The following is a 19,135-nucleotide window of genomic DNA, read 5'->3' on the forward strand; positions in this document are numbered from 1 at the left end:
ACCAGTAGTGCAAAATAAGCAAGCCATAGTCGCAAGATCCCTCTATAATTGCCAACGTCTTGAGACGCTTATCACATTTTTCAAGACAGCAGAACAAAGTGGCGCTATAATCGCCGCCTTTTTGCTATTCCGCGGTGCTTAGCCGCCTGCCTTACTCTGGAAGAATCTATGTCTGATACCCATACCGAACAAATGCCCCTTTTTAGTGAGCTTGGACTGGCCGCGCCTGTATTGAAAGCGCTGCAAGACGTGGGCTATGAGCGCCCGTCACCGATCCAGGCCGCAGCAATTCCCCACCTGATGGCGGGACACGATCTGCTGGGGCAGGCGCAAACCGGTACGGGGAAGACCGCTGCTTTTGCCTTGCCTCTGTTGTCTCGTCTGGAAGCTGGTAACCGTAACACCCAAATTTTGGTGCTGGCACCGACCCGTGAGCTGGCGCTGCAAGTTGCCGAGGCGTGCCAACGTTACGCCAAGCACATGCCTGACTTCCATGTCCTGCCCATCTACGGTGGCTCCTCTTACGAAACCCAGACCCGCGCCCTGCGCCGTGGTGCCCAGGTGGTCGTCGGTACCCCTGGCCGCGTGATGGATCTGATCCGTCGCAAGAACCTGGACCTCTCCGGCCTGAAAGCCCTGGTACTGGACGAAGCCGATGAAATGCTGCGTATGGGCTTCATCGACGACGTGGACTGGATCATGGAACAGTGCCCGGCCACCCGTCAGGTTGCCCTGTTCTCTGCCACCATGCCGGACCAGATCCGTCGTGTTGCCCAGAAACACCTGAAGCAGCCGAAAGAGATCAAGATCATCACCAAGACGTCCACCGCACCGACCATCCGCCAGCGCTACTGGCAGGTAACCGGTCTGCACAAGCTGGACGCCATGACCCGTCTGCTGGAAGTCGAGCCGTACGAAGCCGTACTGGTCTTCGTGCGCACCAAGAACGCCGCCGAAGAGCTGGCGGGCAAGCTGGCCGCCCGTGGTCACGCCTGTGAAGCGCTGCACGGTGACATTCCGCAGAAGCTGCGTGAGCGTACCGTCGACAAGCTGCGTCAAGGCCAGCTGGACATCCTGATCGCCACCGACGTCGTCGCCCGTGGTCTGGACGTCGAGCGCATCACCCACGTGGTGAACTACGACATTCCGTACGATACCGAATCCTACGTTCACCGTATCGGCCGTACCGGCCGTGCCGGTCGCAAGGGCGAGGCCATCCTGTTTGTGGCTCCCCGCGAGCGCCGCATGCTGCGCGCCATCGAGCACGCCACTCGTCAGGCCATCGAGCCGATGAAGATGCCGAGCACCGAGGACATCAACCAGCACCGCATGACCAAGTTCAAGGAGCGCATCCGGGAAACCATGATGGGCGAAGAGCTTGAGATCTACGTGAACCTGGTGAACGAGCTGATCGAAGAAGATTCTGCCGATCCGCTGGAGCTGGCTGCCGCCCTGGCCAAGCTGGTGCAGGGTGACCAACCGCTGCTGCTGGATGACTCCGTCACTGAACCGGCAAGCGACCGTGCTGGCCGTGAGTTCGAGCGCCGTGACTTCGGTGATCGTGCTCCCCGTGATTTCGGTGACCGTGGCGATCGTCCTGCCCGTCGCATGCCGTCCCTCGAGCCGCGTCCGCTGAAAGACAATCCTGACGTGGAGATGGAGCGTTACCGCGTAGACGTGGGTGCCCATCACGGTGTCAAGCCGGGCCAGATCGTCGGCGCCATCGCCAACGAAGCGAACATCGAGAGCCGTTTCATCGGCAACATCGACATCGCCGATGACTTCTCCACCGTCGACCTGCCCAAGGGCATGACTGCCGACGTGCTGGAAGTGATCAAGAAGGCCCGTGTCTGTCAGCGTCCGCTGATGATCACCCGCTACACCGAAGTGCCGGCCGGCAGCAACACTGCTCCCCGTCCTCCGCGCAGCGATCGTCCCTTCAACAAGGATCGCCGCCCCAGCGGTGACCGTCCGTTCAACAAGAGCGGGGAGCGCCGTGAAGGTGGTTTCAACAAAGATCGCAAGTTCGGTGGCAACAAGCGCCGCGACAGCTGAGTCCAGATCTGATTGATAAAAGGCCGCTCCATGAGCGGCCTTTTTTGTGCGCCTCGTTCGGGCAGGCCAATCGCACAAAACACCGGGGAGGATGGCATGCTGCCAACCCGCGGAGTGCGGCCGAGGGGACGGGATGCTACCTTGTGCCACGGGATGGCGGTGACGCAAGATGACACGCCGCCAGGCGGTGACGGACAGGAGAGAGACGGATGGATCGATTGGGGATGATGGAAGTCTTCGTGCTGGCGGTGGAGACAGGGTCTTTCTCTGCGGTGGGGCGTCGGCTGGGGCTGGGTCAACCCACTGTCTCCAGGCTGATTGCCCAGCTGGAGGAGCGTCTTGGCAGCCGCCTGCTGCTGCGCTCGACCCGTGGCCTGGCCCCCACCGAGGCGGGGGAGGCCTATTATCGGCGTGCCAGGGAGATATTGGCGCAAGTCAACGAGGCTGACGCCATGGTGCAGCAGTGCCGGGCCGGTCTGAGTGGTCGCTTGCGGGTGAGCGCCCCCGTCACCTTCGCCCGGTTGCACATCATCCCGCACCTGTCGGATTTTCTCAGGGATCACCCAGGGCTGGATCTCGAGATCCTGCTGGACGATGGCAACGTCGATCTCATCTCGGCCGGCATCGATGTCGCCTTGCGGCTCGGGGAGCAGGCGGATTCGGCGCTGGTGGCCCGCCGCCTCTCCCGCTGCGAGATGCGGGTGCTGGGCACCCCGGCCTACTTCGCGGCCAGGGGCATGCCGGCCACCCCCCAGGAGTTGCAGGATCACGCTCTGGTGCTCTACAGTCCCAAGCCCGGCATGGGGCAGCAGTGGCTGTTTTGCCGCGAAGACGAACGGGTTGCGGTGCGAGGGCGGGGACGGCTGATGGTCTCGGCCGCCGAGGGGATGCGGGCCGCTGTGCTGGCGGGGCTCGGGCTCGGCATCGCCTCCGAGTGGATGTTCGCCCCCGAGCTTGCCCGGGGGGAGGTGGTGGTGGCGCTGCCGGGGTGGCAATTGCCGACGCTGGAGCTCTGGACCCTGCTGCCGGCAGGTCGCGAACTCAGCGCCAAGGCGCGCGCCTTCCTGACCTTCGTTGCCGGGCTGCCTGGCGTGAAGCAAGGGCCGGAGCATGCCGGGGTGGAATAGGTGTTATGGCGGGGCGCCTGCTACTGCCGCCCCGTGTCCATGGGTAGTCTGTGCTCATCCAGCCCGTGCCTGCACGGGGTTCATTCATCTATGAGGATGACATCATGAGTTCATCAGTCTCCACCGAGCGGGCCGCCATGGCGAGCCGCAGCCCGGGCCCCGCCCTTGTCTTTGCCATGGCCCTCTCCTGCGGTCTGGCGGTCGCCAACATCTATTACAACCAGCCCATGCTGGCGGTGATGGCACAGGACTTTCCCGGTCAATCCGCCATCCCCCTGATCGCCATGCTGACCCAGCTCGGTTATGCGGCCGGCCTGTTGTTGCTGGTGCCGCTTGGGGATGTGGTCGAGCGTCGCTGGCTCATTCTGGGGCAGTTCGTGCTGATTGCGCTGGCCTCTACGATGGCAGCCATGGCCACGGGGGCGACCATGCTGATGCTGGCCTCCGTCCTGCTCGGTATAGGCGCCACGGCGGCCCAGCAGATAGTGCCGGTGGCGGCCACCCTGGCCGATCCCGCCAGGCGAGGGGCCGTGGTCGGCAGCGTGATGAGCGGTTTGCTCGGCGGCATCCTGCTCAGCCGCACTCTGGCAGGCCTTGTCACCGCTTATGGAAGCTGGCGGGCCATGTTCTGGTGCGGGGTGCCACTGGCCCTGCTGGGAGGGCTGCTGATGGCCAGTATGATCCCGCTGGGGATGCCCCGCTCCAAACTGAGTTATGTCCGCCTGCTGCACTCCCTCATCGGCTTGTGGCGAGAAGAGCCCGCCTTGCGCCGCGCCACCTTAACCCAGGCCTTGCTGTTTGCCTCCTTCAGTGCTTTCTGGACTGTGCTGGCCTTCTACCTCGCCGATCCCGCCTACGGGCTCGGGGCTGAGGTCGCCGGTCTGTTCGGGGTGATCGGCGTGGCGGGTGTGGTGGCTGCCCCGCTGGCGGGACGGATGGCCGACAGGCGGGGGGCGAGATCCGTGGTGCTGGTGGGCGCCCTGCTGGTGGTGCTGGCCTGGATCCTGTTCGAGACATGGCTCTCTCTGGTCGGGCTGGCGCTCGGGGTCATCTTGCTGGATCTGGGGGTACAGAGTGCGCTCGTCGCCCATCAGCAGCTCATCTATGGTCTCAGAGCCGAGGCGAGGGGACGGATCAATACCCTCTTCATGACCGGCATGTTCCTGGGGGGAACGCTCGGCTCGAGCCTGGCCATGCTGGCCTGGCAGCAGGGGAGCTGGGTCAGTGTGGGCTGGGTGGGCCTCGCGCTGGCGCTGACGGCCTGCTTGGCCGCCCTCGCCGGGAAGCGGAGTCTGCAACCGGCCTCCTGAGACTAGTGCCAGAGACAACAAAGGCGACCCTGGGGTCGCCTTTCGTCTGCCTGCGTGGCGCCCTGTCAGAGCACCATGGCGGCTATCCAGCCGAAGATAATGAGCGGGATGTTGTAGTGGATGAAGGTGGGCACCACGCTGTCCCAGATGTGGTCGTGCTGACCGTCGGCGTTGAGGCCAGAGGTGGGACCGAGCGTCGAGTCGGAGGCGGGGGAGCCCGCATCCCCCAGGGCACCAGCCGTTCCCACCAGGGCGATGGTCGCCATGGGGGAGAAGCCGAGGTGGATGCACAGGGGCACATAGATGGTGGCGATGATGGGCACGGTGGAGAAGGAGGAGCCTATCCCCATGGTGATGAGCAGGCCCACCAGCAGCATCAGGAAGGCGGCCAGCCCCTTGTGGCCTGCCATCATGCCGGAGACGGACTGCACCAGGCTCTCCACCCCATGGGTCTCCTTCATCACGGCGGCGAAGCCGGCGGCGGAGATCATGATGAAGCCGATGAGGGACATCATGCGCACGCCCTGGGTGAAGGCATCCTGGCTCTCGCGAAACTTGATGACGCCGCCACAGGTGAAGATGATGAAACCGGCGAGGGCCCCCAGCACTATGCTGTTGGTCATCAGCTGCAGCCCCAGGGCCACGGCGATGGCCAGCAGGGCAACCCAGATATGGTTGAAGTTCAGCTCGACGGTTTCCGGCTCGGCGGCCAGGATCTTCTCCAGATCATACTGGCGCGGCTTGCGATAGCTGAAGAAGACCGCCACCAGCAGCCCGATGAACATGCCGAGCACCGGTATGGCCATCGCCAGCGGCAGCTGGCTGAACTCGACCGCCACCCCGTTGTCGATCAGGTTCTTGGCCAGGATATTGTTGAGGAAGATGCCACCAAAGCCTACCGGCAGCAGCATGTAGGTCGCAGTCAGGCCGAAGGTGATGACGCAGGCCACCTGGCGGCGATCGATCTGCATCTGGGCCATGACGTGCAACAGCGGCGGGATCAGGATGGGAATGAAGGCGATGTGGACCGGGATCAGGTTCTGGGAGGAGATGGAGACGCCCAGCACCGAGGTAAGCAGCAGGCTCTTGACCCAGAGGATGCGGGACGAGCTGGCATCCTTGCCGAGCTGGCTGATGACCTTGCGGGCCAGCAAGTCGGTGATCCCTGAGCGGGAGATGGCCACCGCGAAGGCCCCCAGCATGGCGTAGGAGAGGGCGATTTCGGCGCCGCCACCCAGCCCGCCAGTGAAGGTGCCGAGGGTCTGTTCGAGGGAGAGGCCACCGAGCAGGCCGCCTACGATGGCGCCGATGGCGAGAGAGACCACCACATTGATCCGCAGCAGGCTGAGCACCAGCATCAGCGCCACCGCGATAACAACAGGATTCATTTGATTTCCTTATATATTGTGTTGCTGTCTGTCGGGGGAAAGTCAGCTAGTTTGCGAAAAACGTGACAAAAGTCGAGAAAAAAAACGGCAAAATGGCCTCTTCACGGCATTCCTGCCGAGCAAATTCGGATCAACCGGGATGGAATGCTGAAAACGGTGCTGTATGACCCTGTTTATGCCACTCTGGTCAAACCAGCTGCCAGGCGTCGAGTCCCCAGCAACCTCATGGAAAGAGGCTGCCAAGGCAGCCTCTTTCTCATGCCCAGGTGGAACTACTGGGGGTTGTCATCGGCGGGCGTTTCGTCCGGTGTGGCCAGTGGCCAACCCCCCAGGCTCTTCCAACGGTTGACGATATGGCAGAACAACTCGGTGGTGCGCTCGGTGTCGTAGAGGGCGGAGTGGGCCTCTTTATTGTCAAAGGGGATGTTCGCGCTCTGACAGGCCTTGGCCAGCACCGTCTGCCCCAGTGCCAGGCCGGAGAGGGCCGCGGTGTCGAAGGTGGCGAAGGGATGGAACGGATTGCGCTTGAGGCCTGCTCGCTCGGCGGCGGCCATCACGAAGCCGTGATCGAAGGTGGCGTTGTGGGCCACTATGATGGCCCGGCCGCAGTCGCTCTCCTTCATGCCCTTGCGCACCCCCTTGAAGATCTCGGTGAGCGCCTCCTTTTCGTCCACGGCACCGCGCAGTGGATTGAAGGGGTCTATGCCGGTGAACTCCAGCGCGGCTTTCTCCAGATTGGCCCCTTCGAATGGCGCCACATGAAAATGGAAGATCTGATCGGGCATGAGCCAGCCCTGCTCATCCATCTTGAGGGTATAGGCGGCGATCTCCAGCAGGGCATCGGTCTTGGCATTGAATCCGGCGGTTTCAACATCGATGACGACGGGGTAAAAGCCACGAAAACGGCCCTTGAGGGTGTGAACGGCGTCGGTCATGGTATCTCGGTCGGCGTGAAAGAAGGCGGCATTATGGCAAAAAAGCCGGCCCTTGTCCCTCCTGGGCCGCCATGCGCACGCCAACTGGTTCTATTAAAAGCAGTTGCGCTTATAATTGGCCACTTCAACCATGGAGGGGAGAGGCGATGAAGAAGCTGGGATTGGCGCACAAGATGTTGCTGGTGGTCTGTCTGCCACTGTTGGCCCTGCTGTTTTTTTCCGGTCGATACGTCTATGAGCGTTATCGGGTCGAGCAGGAGATGAGTCAGGCACAGGCTGCACTTGGAGTGGTGCGGGAGGCGGCGCAGCTCGCCCATGAGCTGCAAAAGGAGCGTGGCATGTCGGCCGGCTTCCTCGGCTCCGGTGGCAACAAGTTTCGTGATGCCCTGCCTGCCCAGCGCAAGGTGGTCGACACCCTGCTGGCGGGTTTTCATCAGGATCCTGCCTTGCTGGCCTTGTCCGAGGTGCAGCAGGAGCTGGTGGGGCTCACCGCCATGCGCGAGCGGGTCAGTGCGCTGGGAGTCGAGGTGGCGGAGCAGGTTGGCTTCTATACCCGTCTCATCACCCAGCTGCTGGCCGTGGTGGATCAGGTCAGCATCCGCAGTCAGGATGCCACCATAGCGCTGCAGACCAATGCCTACGCCGCCTTCTTGCAGAGCAAGGAACGCATGGGGTTGGAGCGGGCGACCCTGAGCAACGTGTTCGCACGAGACAGCTTCACCCCGGCGCTGTTGCAGCAGTTCATCTCCCTCCTTGCCGCCCAGAACACCTATCTCGAGCGTTTCCAGGCGGTGGCGAGTCCGTCCCAGCGCCAGTTGCTGGCCGAGAGCCTGGCTTCTCCCGTGGTGGCCGACGTGGCCGCCATGGAAAAACTGGCGTTGGACAAGGCGTCCAGCGGCGGTTTTGGTGTCGATCCCGAAGCCTGGTTTGCCTTGAGTACCGACAAGATAGGCCTGCTCAAGGAGAGCGAGGATCGCCTCTATCAACAGTTGGATGATCGGGTTGAGCAGATGCGGGCCCGCAGTGCCAGCGACTTCTGGTGGGCCGCCGTCGGTGTACTGTTGTGCGTGGTCCTGACCAGTGCCATCTGCTGGCGGGTGGTGCGCGACCTGCATCTGGGGTTCCTGGCGCTGCATCAGACCTTCAAACGGCTGGTGCAGGAGAACGACCTGACGGTGCGGGTCAACTGGCGATCCGGCGATGAGCTGGGTGCGTTGGCGCAGGATCTGAACCGCTTCCTCGAACATCTGGAAGGGCTGTTGCTGGCGGTACGCCGCTCCTGTGACGTGCTGGCTCGCAGCGCCGCAGCCTCGGCAGAGGTGATTGCCCAGGTCAACGCCGGTGTGGTCAAGGGGGTTGGTCAGGTGGATCTGGTGGCGACTGCCGCGACCGAGATGGCCTCGACGGTGGCGGAGATTGCCCGCAATGCCACCCAGACCTCGCTGGCGACCCAGCAGGCCATCGGACGTGCCCATCAGGGTGACAAGGAGGTAGACCAGACCATAGACGCCATCCAGCAGGTGGCGGGTACCCTGGTCGATACCCAGCAGTTGGTGGACAACCTGCATCGGGAAACGGAGTCGGTCGGCGAGGCGCTCAACCTCATCAAGCAGATCTCGGACAGAACCAATCTGCTGGCCCTCAACGCCGCCATTGAGGCGGCCCGCGCCGGTGAGTCCGGTCGCGGTTTTGCGGTGGTGGCGGAGGAGGTGAGGGCGCTGGCCTCGCGCACTCAGCAGGCGGCGGATGACATCGCGCAGATGCTGGCCCGTCTGCGCCAGGGCGCCAGTCAGGCGGTGACGGCCATGCACCTGGGCACCGAGCAGGCGGGGCTGAGTGTGACCGAAGCCAAACGGGCAGGCAGCGAGCTGACCGATATCGTCAAGGAGGTGCGCAAGGTGAACGACATGACCGCTCAGGTGGCGACCGCCACCGAGGAGCAACGTTATGTGACCGACGACATCCAGCACAACGTGCTGACCATTCGGGAGGTCTATGAGGCCCACCGCCTGCACTCGGAGACCCTGCAACAAAACAGTGTCGAGCTGGATCAGCTGGCCCGGGATCTGACGGCCCGCATCGCCAGCTTCAAACTGATGGAGCGCCCCGCTCCCCATTGAGGTTTTGCCCTAAAGCTTGGCTTGCCGCTGCCGATAGTTAATCCGAGATCGTGTGGAGGGCAAGCCGTTGAATGCTTGGGTGTTAGGGTTGATCAGCATATCCGTGAGTATGCAGTTGCAGGCGGGAGTGACCGAGTTCGGTGCCGGCCTGGATCAATCCGTCTGGCGGTTGACCTCGGATACTCAGGTGGAGTGCCGTCTCGAACACCCTATTCCCCGCTGGGGCACGGGCGCCTTCGTCAGCCGGGCCGGTCGCAAGATCAACCTGGACTTCGAGCTGAAGGGACAACGGCCGCAGGCCAGGACCCAGACGGTGAGCCTCGGGATCATGCCTCCCAGCTGGCGCCCCGGTGTCTCCGGACGCCAGATAAGCCAGCTGCAGTTCTATCAGCAGTTCGACGGCCTGGTGGCGGGGCAAACCGCCTGGACCATGCTGGACGAGCTGGAGGGGGGGCGTATGCCCACCTTCCAGTACAGAGACTGGTATCGCCAGGACAGGCCGGTGCGGGTGTCGCTCTCCTCGGTCAACTTCAGGGTCAAATACCAGGCCTTCATGGATTGCCTGAGCGGCCTGCTGCCCTACAGCTTCAACGACATCGCCTTCAGCGTGCTCTCCTATGACAAGAACAGCGATCAGCTGTCGCCCGCCTCCAAGCGGCGGCTGGCGCTGATCGGCGACTATGTGAAGGCGGACAAGAGCATAGACGTGGTGGTGATCGACGCCTACAGCGACAGCTACGGCGGGCGTTGGCCCAATCAGAAGCTCTCCGAGAAGCGGGCAGATGCCATCAAGCAGGTGTTTGTAGATCTCGGCATCGAGGAGGGCAAGATCTCGGTGGAGGGGCATGGCGAGAAACAGCACGTGGCCTCCAACGAGACGGATGCGGGCAGAGCCAAGAACCGGCGGGTCGTGATCAACATGGGGCGCAACGGCACCATCTGATCGAGCTGATCGAGGAAACCCAGCTCTGGCTTGTGCCCGACCGCTTATTCTGATCATCTGGAACGGGGCAGGGTCAGTTCCACGCTTCAGCGGCTTAGTTTCCCGATATCAGAGATAAAAAATGCCAGTCGGCTGGGCCGACTGGCATTTTTTCAAGGGTTCGCGATTTACTTGGCCAGCTTATTTAGCCAAAGAATCCGGCAGGTTTTCGCGGATCTTGCCGAGCATCTCTTTCAGGACGCGCGGGTTGGCGACCACGATGTTGCCGGAGTTTTCGTAGTTGTGACCACCCACGAAGTCGGTGACGATGGCGCCAGCTTCCTTGGCCAGCAGCTCACCGGCGGCCGTTTCCCAGGGCTTCAGGCCGATTTCCCAGTAGCCGTCGATGCGACCGGCGGCCACATAGGCCAGGTCCAGCGCAGGGGCGCCAGCACGGCGGATGTCGGCACACTCGATGAACATGCTCTGGAACATCTTCAGGTAGGGTTCGATGTGGTGCTTCTGCTTGAACGGGAAACCGGTCGCCAGCACGGTGCCAGCCATCTCTTTGGCCTTGCCGACGCGGATGCGGTAGCCGTTCAGCTGGGCGCCGTTACCACGGGTGCTGGTAAACAGCTCGTCACGAATGGGATCGTAGACAACGGCTTGTTCGGTCTTGCCCTTGACGCGCAGGGCGATGGAGACGGCAAAGTGCGGAATGCCCTTGACCAGGTTGGTCGTGCCATCCAGTGGGTCGATGATCCATTGGTAATCCGGATTGGTACCGGCAATCTCACCAGACTCTTCAGCCACGATGCTGTGTTCCGGGTAAGACTTCTTGATGGTGTGAATGATGGCCGCTTCGGCTTCACGGTCAACGTTGGTCACGAAGTCGTGGCTGCCTTTTTGGATAGCCTCGATGTTCTCGGGCTGGGAGAAGGCTTTTACTACAACTTGACCGGCGTTGCGCGCAGCGCGCACGGCGATATTCAGCATCGGATGCATAGGTTCACCACTGGATGTTAAAGAACGGGGGATAAAAGGACGCGGTATCTTACCAAGATATTCTGGAATGGCAACCGTTATCCGCGGGCGCTGTCACGGCATTGACTGCCAGATCTGACGGCTCCAATAAAGGCCTGTTATCGGCTAGTCTTATCGCGACAGCCGGCTAACAGGCTGTGGTGAGCATAGGGACATGAGCCATGAATCTGTCATTAGTCAGTCAAAAACCGTCGGCAGCGACGACATTGGGTGTGCTGGCCGCACTGCGTGCCGCCAGTGGTGATGGGCATTACTTCACCGAGATCAGGGTCGCACAACCGGATAGGTGGCAACCGTCGAAGGAGGAGGCGGCCATCCTGCTGCTGGAAGACGATGATGCACCATGGCCGGAGTCGCGCTGGTCCGCCAGCGGCACTACGTTGGGATTGCCCGTTTTGCCACTGTTGGTTCATCGGCAATATGACTGTGCTCCCCAGGGACCGGATATCAGGGACCCGCGCTTTTACTTTGTCTCCAATGGCATAGTGCTGGATGAGACTGAGCTTGCTGATCCCGCCTGCAGCCTGGTCTTGCAGAGCAAACTCGAGTCCTATTTTCCGCTCCTCTCCCGCCTCATCCTGCTGCGTCAACGTCAACCCCTCACTCTGTGCGGCTAACTGTTTCCCCTGTATTCGGGCTGTTCAAGCGGTGCAATATTTGTCATAACAGACCGATGTTGTGCCGCTGGCCATGGTTCCCCGTGGGGATGGGAAGCGGCCAGCGGTCTTCATTCCCACGCAGGCGAGATGAAGATCTATGAGTTGAAGCGTGTCCCCAATGCCCGCCGGTTCAGGATGTTTCTGGCGGGGAAGGGCATCGAGATGACTTATCAGCAGGTAGATCTGGGAGCAGGAGAGAACCTCGAGCTCGCGTTTCTGGTCAAGAACCCGGCAGGGCACACCCCGGTGCTTGAGCTCGATGCTCAGTGAGACGATGACTATCTAGCGTTACGGTGAAGAGCTAAGCCTCTTTGCTGTACACCATCGACTTTGGCAAGGTCGTCGGTCTTCGCATCGCCCCGCACCAGCATCACTTGCAGGCTTGGCATGAGCGGGTGAGTGCCCGTCCCTGCGCCCAGGCCTGATCATTACGTTTGAACGACCAAGGAGTCCAAGATGATAGATTTGTACACTGCCGCCACGCCCAATGGGTTCAAGGTGTCGATCGCCCTCGAGGAGCTGGGGTTGCCTTACAGGGTGATCCCGCTGGATTTCTCGACCATGGAGCAGAAGAAGCCCGAGTTTCTGGCCATCAACCCCAATGGCCGCATTCCGGCGATCGTCGATCGGGATAACGATGATTTCGCCGTGTTCGAATCCGGCGCTATCCTGCTCTATCTGGCGGAGAAAACCGGCAAGCTGTTGCCGCAAGATCCCAAGCGCCGCTCCCAGGCCATCCAGTGGCTGATGTTCCAGATGGGCGGCGTCGGCCCCATGATGGGGCAGGCCAACGTCTTCTACCGCTACTTCCCCGAGAAGATCCCGGCGGCCATAGAGCGCTACCAGAAGGAGGGGCGCCGTCTGTTCGAGGTGCTCGACGGTCACCTGGCGCACCATGAGTACCTGGCCGACGAGTACAGCATTGCCGACATCGCCACCTGGCCCTGGGTGCGGATCCATGACTGGAGCGGCATCTCCATCGAGGGTCTGCCCCATCTGCAGGCCTGGATGGCGCGCATGGAGGCCAAACCCGCCTGCCAGAAGGGCATCACCATTCCGCCCCGCAACGAGAGCCCTGAGGATCAGGTCAAGCGGGCGCAGCAGATGGTGACCCGCTAGGATGATGACGATGGCCCGATGACGGGCCATCTCTTTTTATGATTGCCGCCCCATTGCCGGCCTGCTGGGCCGCTCACTAGCTCCCCCTTTCCCGCTGCAAATAAGCCATCTATCAAAAATGAAAAGTCATTCATCTTGATTAATTGTTATGTTATAACGCCAGTTATTGGTTGGTAATCATTATCGTTTGGATGGGATGGATGACAAAAATACACGCCTGTTCGGGGTGGTGCGCCCTGGTGTTGATGGCCGGAATGAATGTTGCTCACGGCAAGCCGCTGGCCATGGTGGGGCCCTGGGAGATCCACAGTGTCGACCCTGCCAGCAACGGGGTCTTCTTTACCCGCATGCAGGTGGCGGAGACCCTGGTCGAGGTCGACAGCCAGGGCAATCTGCAACCCGGGCTCGCGAGCCAGTGGTCTCACTCCGGGGATGGCCTGCAATGGCGATTCACCCTGCGCCCCGGTGCCCGCTTTCACGATGGCAGCGAGGTGAGCGCCGAGCAGGTCGCCTTTGCCCTGCAGCAGGCATGGCGCAAGCCCGGTGTCATGACCAGCGCCCCCATCGCCTCCATCGAGGCCCATGAGGGGGCCCTGCTGGTCACCCTCACGGGCCCCTTCGCGCCCCTGGCCGCCGTGCTGGCTCACCCCAGCACCCAGATCCTGGCGAAGGGGGCCTATGATGCCAAGGGGGAGGTGACCCAGGTCATCGGCTCAGGCCCCTATCGCATCACCCGGTTGCAGCAGCCCCAGCGAGTCGAGACCGAGCGCTTCGATGGCTGGCAAGGCCCCCGGCCTGCCATCTCGCAGGTGAGCTACCTGACGGTGGGCCGCGCCGAGAGCCGCACCCTGATGGCCGAGAGCGGTCAGGCCGACATTGCCTGGGGGCTGGATCCGATCAGCATCCGCCGCTTGCAGCAGGCGTCCCGGGTCTCCATCGTCTCCGTTACCCTGCCGCGCACCATACAGCTCAAGCTCAATGGGGCCGATCCTCTTCTGAAGGATCCGGCGGTGCGCCGCGCGCTCAGCCTCGCCATCGATCGCCGTGGCATGGCGGCGGCCCTGCTGCGGGATCCCGAGATGGCGGCGACCCAGCTCTTCCCTCCCACCCTGGGGGAGTGGCATCAACCCGGGCTGACCCCGCTCGCCTATGACGTCAAGGCGGCTCAGGCGGCCTTGGCGGCGGCAGGCTGGCTGTTGGGGGCGGATGGCGTGCTGCACAAGGGGGAGGAGCGTTTCGCCCTGACCCTGCGCACCTTCCCGGATCGCCCGGAATTGCCCCTGCTGGCCACGGCACTGCAGGCGCAGTGGAAGGCGGTGGGGGTGGACCTCAAGGTGGCGGTGGGCAACTCGAGCGAGATCCCGGCCGGTCATCAGGATGGCTCGCTCCAGCTCGGCCTCTATGCCCGCAACTATGCCCTAGTGCCGGATCCCCTGGTCACCCTGCTGGGGGATCTGGCTCCCGCCGGTGCCGACTGGGGGGTAATGAACTGGCAATCCCCGGCCATGGAGCAAACACTGGCCCGCCTTGGCAAGGAGACCCTGCCCGCAGGAGAGGCCGCGGCACTGCGCCGTGAGATCGCCACCACCCTACAGCAGGAGTTGCCCCTCCTGCCCATCGCCTGGTATCGCCAGAGCGCGGCGGTCAGCCGTGAGCTGAAGGGCTTTGAGCTGGATCCCCAGGAGCGCAGCTATCGTTTGGACAAACTCACATGGAGCACACAATGACAGCGGCGCCCTTCTCTGCCGTCATGGGAATACTGGGCCAGCGGCTGGTACAGGCGCTGATGGTGGCCCTGCTGGTGGCCGGGCTCTGCTTTCTGATGGTGCAATCCCTGCCCGGGGACATCGCCTTTCGTATCGCCGCGGGCCGCTACGGCTATGACTATGTCACCGCCGAGGCCGCCAACGCGGTGCGAAGCGAACTGGGGCTGGCCGGCTCGGCCCTCTCCCGCTTCGGTGACTGGCTGGGCGCCCTGCTGCAGGGGGATCTCGGCAGCTCCCTGGTGACGGGCGCACCTGTGGCAAGCGAGGTGGGCCACCACCTGGGGGCCACCCTGTCCCTGGCGGTGGCCGCCGTGGCCCTGGCCCTGCTGCTGGCGCTGCCGCTCGGCAGCCTGAGCGCCCTGCGTCCGGGGGGATGGTGCGATCGCCTGACCCTGGGCTGGAGCGTGCTGATGCGCGCGCTGCCTCCCTTCCTGCTCGGCCTGGTGCTCATGGTGCTGCTCTCGGTGGAGCTGGGCTGGGTCAGCGCCGCCGGTCACGGGGAGGGGAGCAACCTGCTGTTGCCCGCCCTCACCCTGGGGCTGGGGCTCTCGGGTGTGCTCTCCCGGGTGGTGCGCGAGAGCGTGCTCACCGTGGTGCAGTCCGGTTATTACCGCTTCGCCCTGACCAAGGGGCTCTCGCCCGCCCGGGTCTTCAGGCGTCATGGCCTGCGCAACACCGGGGTCAGCGTCATCGCCTATACCGGGGTTCAACTGGTGCTGCTTATCGAAGGGGTCGTGGTGGTCGAGAGCCTGTTCGCCTGGCCCGGCATCGGCCATGCCCTGGTGCATGCCCTCTTCTGGCGCGACATCCCCATGGTACAGGGAACCGTGCTGGTGCTGGCGGCGCTCTTCGTGCTGCTCAATACCCTGACGGATCTGCTCTGTCTCGCCATCGATCCCCGCGGTCCCAAGGAGTCCTGATCATGTCTTTCTCTGTCAAGGCGGGAGCAAGCCTGCTCCTGCTGGTGGTGCTGTTTGCCCTGCTGGGCCCAATGCTCTGGCCCGATCCCGCCGCCCAGGATCTGGTGCAGTTCCTGGCCGAGCCTTCCTGGCAGGAGCCGTTCGGGCGGGATCAGATGGGCCGCAGCCTGATGGCGCGGCTCGCGGCGGCGACCCGGCTCTCCCTGCTGCTGGGGATGCTGTGCGTCATCACCGCAGCCCTGCTGGGATCGCTGTTGGGCTGGCTCTCAGCCTGGCGCGGTGGCTGGGTCGACGGCCTGCTGCGCAGCCTGGCCGACGGCGTGCTGGCCCTGCCGAGCCTGCTGTTGGTGCTGCTCTTCTCCGCCATGGCCCAGGGGGGCTTCACCATCCTCTATCTCGGGCTGGCCATGGCCCAGTGGGTGGAGTACTACCGGGTGGTGCGGGCCCGCAGCCGGGCGCTGCTCGCCTCGCCCCAGGTGGAGGCGTCCCGGCTGTTGGGCTTTGGCAACGCCCACATAGTGCGTCGCCACCTCTGGCCCGAGCTGGCCCCCCAGCTGCTGACCATGATGGCCTTTGGCCTCGCCGGGGCCATCCTGACCCTCTCGACCCTGGGCTTCGCCGGGGTGGGCATCCAGCCGCCCACCCCGGAGCTCGGCCTGATGATGACGGAGGCGCTGCCCCACTATCAGGAGGCGCCCCGCCTGCTGCTGGCTCCCATCTTGGTGATGGGAATGATGCTGCTGGCCCTGGTGCTGCTCAATCAGAAGGGCACATATCATCCTGGACCCGCACAAGGAGTCACCCCATGACGACCATTCATATCAAGGGCCTGCAGGTGGATGACGGCCGGCAGACCCTGTTGCAGGCGCTGGATCTCACCCTGCTCCCCGGCTCCGCCTTGACCCTGATAGGGGAGAGCGGCTCGGGCAAATCCCTGCTGGCCCATGCCCTGATGGGGACCCTGCCTGCCCCCCTGCACGGCCGGGGTGAGTTGGTGATGGGCGGCCGGCGCCACAGCCTGGCGGCCCCCCAGGCCCTGCGCGCCCTCTGGGGGCGGGAGCTGGCCATGCTGCCCCAGGAGCCGGTGCTGGCGCTGGATCCCACCATGGGGTTGCTGTCCCAGGTGGAGGAGGGCTGGCTGGCGGGGGGCAAGGAGGCGCGCTCGCGGGCGCGGGACGCCCTCGAGCGGCTCGGGCTCGCCGGGCGGGAGCGCCACTTCCCGCACCAGCTCTCCGGGGGCATGGCCCAGCGCGCCGCCTTTGCTGCCGCCACCCTGGGACAGGCCCGTTTGCTCATCGCCGACGAACCCACCAAGGGGCTCGACAGCCGGGCCAGCGCCAGGCTGCAGACATTGCTGCAGGGCTATCTGACCGAGGGGCGCCACCTGCTGACCATCACCCACGATCTGGCCCTGGCCCGGGCGCTGGGGGGCTGGGTGCTGGTGGTCAAGGGGGGCGAGATAGTGGAGCAGGGGCCCGCCGAGCAGGTGCTGCACACCCCTTCCCATGCCTACAGCCGCGCCCTGCTGGCGGCAGAGCCGTCCGCCTGGCCCGAGGCCGTGAATCCCCCGACCGGCGACTGGCTGCTCAGGGGGGAGGGGCTCGCCATGGGCTACGGGGAACAGACCCTGTTCGAGGGGCTGGATCTGCCACTGGCCCGAGGGGAGCGGCTCGCCATCATGGCGCCAAGCGGTGCGGGCAAGAGCACCCTCGGCAATGTGCTGCTGGGGTTGCAGCGCCCGCTGCGGGGGCGGGTGCTGCGCCAGGGGGGCATAGCCCCCCACCGCTGGCAGAAGCTCTATCAGGATCCGGTGCAGGCCTTCGCCAGCCGGGTGCGCCTCGCCACCCAGTTTGACGATCTGCTGCGTCTGCACAGGCTGCCCCGCCAGCCCCTCATCGACTATCTGGCGAGGCTAGGCCTCGATGAGCGGCTGCTGAGCCGGCTGCCGAGCCAGGTGTCGGGGGGAGAGCTGCAACGGCTGTCGCTGATCCGGGCCCTGCTGCTGCGCCCCGTGCTGTTGTTTGCCGATGAGCCCAGCTCCCGGCTCGATCCCCTTAGCCAGCAGCAGACCATCGCCTGCCTGCTAGGGGCGCTGGGGGAGATAGGATGCGCCCTGCTGCTGGTGACCCATGACGAGGCGCTGGCAGGCAAGGTCGCCAGCCGCTGCCTGCGACTGGGGGCGGCTGGCACACCCGAGCAGGGGCTGGCGCCAGCCGAGTTGAGGCGAGTGGGCTAGGGGGAGCGAGACGCCGAAGCATAGGCGCCCCGTTCCCTTTCGATGTCAGTTCGACGGGGCCGCTGGCCCCGTCACATTAGAAAAACTTGGGAAAGCAGATTATAAAGATTCGTTCGTTTTTTGTGACATGAATCACTAAGATCACCGCAAGCCAAAGAGCGTCCTGCTCCTGGCGGGTGCGGGTCCTCCGCCTTGCGTTTCACCTTTGATCGACCCTGTTTATTGGATCCCCTCTGCGGTTTTCTGCCAGAGGCGGGCAGCTTTTCGATGATTTTTCGGGACTGAGATATGTATCGGCACAGTTTTTATCCGCTGTTTTTCCTGACCATTCTGATGGTCGCCGTGGGCCAGATGACCCAGACCCTCTATGTGCCCTCCATTCCCATGATGGCGGGGGACTTTCATGTGGCCTCCGGCCAGTTGCAGGCGGTGATGGCCTGCTACCTGATCCCGTACGGCCTCTCCCAGTTCGTCTACGGTCCGCTGTCTGATCGCATCGGCCGCCGCCCCGTGCTGCTCATCGGCATGATGGTGTTTCTGGTGGGTACCCTGACCATTCAGCTGATCCCGCACTTTGCCGCCCTGCTGGCCGGCAGCTTCATCCAGGGGCTGGGCACGGGAGCCGGTGGCGCCATGAGCCGGACCGTGATGCGGGATCGCTACAGCGGCGCCGAGCTCAACCGCGCCAACAGCCTGGTGAGCATGGGGGTGATCTTCTCCCCATTGCTGGCCCCCGTGCTGGGGGGCTGGCTGACCGAGCTGTTCAACTGGCGTGCCGGTTACTGGTTCCTGTTCGGCTTCGGCGCCCTGACCACTTTGGCCCTGCTGGCCTGGTTTGGCGAGACCCTGCCCGAGGCGGCTCGCCAACAGCCGCTGCGGGTCGGCGCCGCCTACCGCCACGTGCTCGGCAATCCGCGCTTTCAGGGCAACCTGCTCTGCCTGATGGCGACCTTCGCCGGACTCGCGGTATTCGAGGCGGCGGCCGGGGTACTGCTCGGCGACGTGCTCAAGCTGAGTGCCCGCACAGTGAGCGTGCTGTTCGTGCTGCCGCTGCCCGGCTACCTGTTCGGCGCCTGGCTCTCCGCCCGCTTGAGCTTCCGGCTGAGTCAGGGCAAGCTGATGCGCCTTGGCATCGCCTTCCTGGGGCTGGGAGCCCTCATCATACTGGTGCCCGGCCTGTTCGGGGTGGTGAGTGCGGCCTCCCTGGTGGGCGGCGCGGCGGTCTACTTTATCGGCAGCGGCATCCTCTATCCGACCGCCACCTCCTGCGCCATCGAGCCCTTCCCGGGTCAGGCGGGCACAGCCGGGGCCATCCTGGGTGGCATGCAGAACCTGGGGGCCGGAGTGGTCACCCTGCTGGCTGCCAGCTTCCCGATGGAAGGGCAGCTGACCCTGGGGGCCATCATGGTGGTGATGGTGCTGATCGTGGCTTTGAGCTTCCTCTGGCTGCGCCACCATGGCTCCCCCCACGAGCAGATGGCCGTCTGAGTGCATCCAGGTCAGGTACAGAGCCCGCCCTCGTCGGCGGGCTTTT

General features: G+C 63.9%; 16 protein-coding genes. 13 read left to right on the forward strand and 3 right to left on the reverse strand.

The genetic code is table 11. From position 1 onward, the window contains the following. Positions 1 to 168 precede the first annotated feature (168 nt). The 3 genes from ACB039_RS07330 to ACB039_RS07340 all read left to right on the forward strand — a co-directional run bounded on the left by ACB039_RS07330 (position 169) and on the right by ACB039_RS07340 (position 4,492). Positions 169 to 2,055 carry a DEAD/DEAH box helicase gene (locus ACB039_RS07330; RefSeq protein WP_041205964.1) on the forward strand — a complete coding sequence of 629 codons (1,887 nt, stop codon included), beginning with the start codon at positions 169 to 171 and terminating at the stop codon, positions 2,053 to 2,055. A 209-nt stretch (positions 2,056 to 2,264) separates the two neighbouring features. Further along, complete coding sequence (locus ACB039_RS07335) at positions 2,265 to 3,182, forward strand: LysR family transcriptional regulator (RefSeq protein WP_005330213.1); 918 nt, start codon at positions 2,265 to 2,267, stop codon at positions 3,180 to 3,182. Positions 3,183 to 3,286: 104 nt separating this feature from the next. Next, complete coding sequence (locus tag ACB039_RS07340; protein ID WP_049832188.1) at positions 3,287 to 4,492, forward strand: MFS transporter; 1,206 nt, start codon at positions 3,287 to 3,289, stop codon at positions 4,490 to 4,492. A gap of 65 nt (positions 4,493 to 4,557) precedes the next feature. Here the strand turns inward: ACB039_RS07340 and ACB039_RS07345 are convergent, their stop codons facing one another. Both ACB039_RS07345 and rnt read right to left on the reverse strand, forming a co-directional pair. Then, the gene (locus tag ACB039_RS07345; RefSeq protein WP_041205963.1) at positions 4,558 to 5,880 is read right to left on the reverse strand and encodes a Na+/H+ antiporter family protein; all 1,323 of its coding nucleotides are present in this window, start codon (positions 5,878 to 5,880) and stop codon (positions 4,558 to 4,560) included. Between the two features lie 272 nt (positions 5,881 to 6,152). Beyond that, complete coding sequence (rnt, locus tag ACB039_RS07350; protein WP_005330208.1) at positions 6,153 to 6,815, reverse strand: ribonuclease T; 663 nt, start codon at positions 6,813 to 6,815, stop codon at positions 6,153 to 6,155. Positions 6,816 to 6,961: 146 nt separating this feature from the next. Here rnt and ACB039_RS07355 point away from each other — a divergent pair, with 146 nt between their 5' ends. Further along, entirely contained in the window at positions 6,962 to 8,935 is a 1,974-nt protein-coding gene (locus ACB039_RS07355; RefSeq protein WP_042649310.1) for a methyl-accepting chemotaxis protein, read from the forward strand. A 67-nt stretch (positions 8,936 to 9,002) separates the two neighbouring features. Then, the gene (locus tag ACB039_RS07360; protein ID WP_041205962.1) at positions 9,003 to 9,878 is read left to right on the forward strand and encodes an OmpA family protein; all 876 of its coding nucleotides are present in this window, start codon (positions 9,003 to 9,005) and stop codon (positions 9,876 to 9,878) included. 180 nt (positions 9,879 to 10,058) lie between these two features. Here ACB039_RS07360 and suhB read toward each other — a convergent pair whose 3' ends face one another. After that, entirely contained in the window at positions 10,059 to 10,862 is an 804-nt protein-coding gene (suhB, locus tag ACB039_RS07365) for an inositol-1-monophosphatase (RefSeq protein WP_005326757.1), read from the reverse strand. A gap of 200 nt (positions 10,863 to 11,062) precedes the next feature. Between suhB and ACB039_RS07370 the strand changes: the two genes are divergently transcribed. The 8 genes from ACB039_RS07370 (at position 11,063) to emrD (ending at position 19,089) form a co-directional block, all read left to right on the forward strand. Then, positions 11,063 to 11,518, forward strand: coding sequence for a hypothetical protein (locus ACB039_RS07370; protein WP_182310071.1), 456 nt, complete (start codon positions 11,063 to 11,065; stop codon positions 11,516 to 11,518). A gap of 129 nt (positions 11,519 to 11,647) precedes the next feature. Further along, entirely contained in the window at positions 11,648 to 11,830 is a 183-nt protein-coding gene (locus ACB039_RS07375; RefSeq protein ID WP_005326753.1) for a glutathione S-transferase N-terminal domain-containing protein, read from the forward strand. A 186-nt stretch (positions 11,831 to 12,016) separates the two neighbouring features. Next, positions 12,017 to 12,679 carry a glutathione S-transferase family protein gene (locus tag ACB039_RS07380; protein ID WP_005326750.1) on the forward strand — a complete coding sequence of 221 codons (663 nt, stop codon included), beginning with the start codon at positions 12,017 to 12,019 and terminating at the stop codon, positions 12,677 to 12,679. Between the two features lie 200 nt (positions 12,680 to 12,879). Beyond that, positions 12,880 to 14,406: an ABC transporter substrate-binding protein gene (locus ACB039_RS07385; RefSeq protein WP_371165401.1), complete on the forward strand. Its 1,527-nt coding sequence runs from the start codon at positions 12,880 to 12,882 to the stop codon at positions 14,404 to 14,406. Beyond that, entirely contained in the window at positions 14,403 to 15,365 is a 963-nt protein-coding gene (locus ACB039_RS07390) for an ABC transporter permease (RefSeq protein ID WP_371165402.1), read from the forward strand. Before ACB039_RS07385 ends, ACB039_RS07390 begins: the two co-directional genes overlap by 4 nt. Positions 15,366 to 15,367: 2 nt before the next feature. Then, the gene (locus ACB039_RS07395; RefSeq protein ID WP_371165403.1) at positions 15,368 to 16,174 is read left to right on the forward strand and encodes an ABC transporter permease; all 807 of its coding nucleotides are present in this window, start codon (positions 15,368 to 15,370) and stop codon (positions 16,172 to 16,174) included. Further along, positions 16,171 to 17,601, forward strand: coding sequence for an ABC transporter ATP-binding protein (locus ACB039_RS07400; protein ID WP_371165404.1), 1,431 nt, complete (start codon positions 16,171 to 16,173; stop codon positions 17,599 to 17,601). The genes ACB039_RS07395 and ACB039_RS07400 overlap by 4 nt, the downstream gene beginning before the upstream one ends. A gap of 288 nt (positions 17,602 to 17,889) precedes the next feature. Then, entirely contained in the window at positions 17,890 to 19,089 is a 1,200-nt protein-coding gene (emrD, locus tag ACB039_RS07405; protein WP_371165405.1) for a multidrug efflux MFS transporter EmrD, read from the forward strand. Positions 19,090 to 19,135 lie beyond the last annotated feature (46 nt).

Source organism: Aeromonas sp. S2(2024) (assembly GCF_041402505.1).
GTDB lineage: Bacteria > Pseudomonadota > Gammaproteobacteria > Enterobacterales > Aeromonadaceae > Aeromonas > Aeromonas media.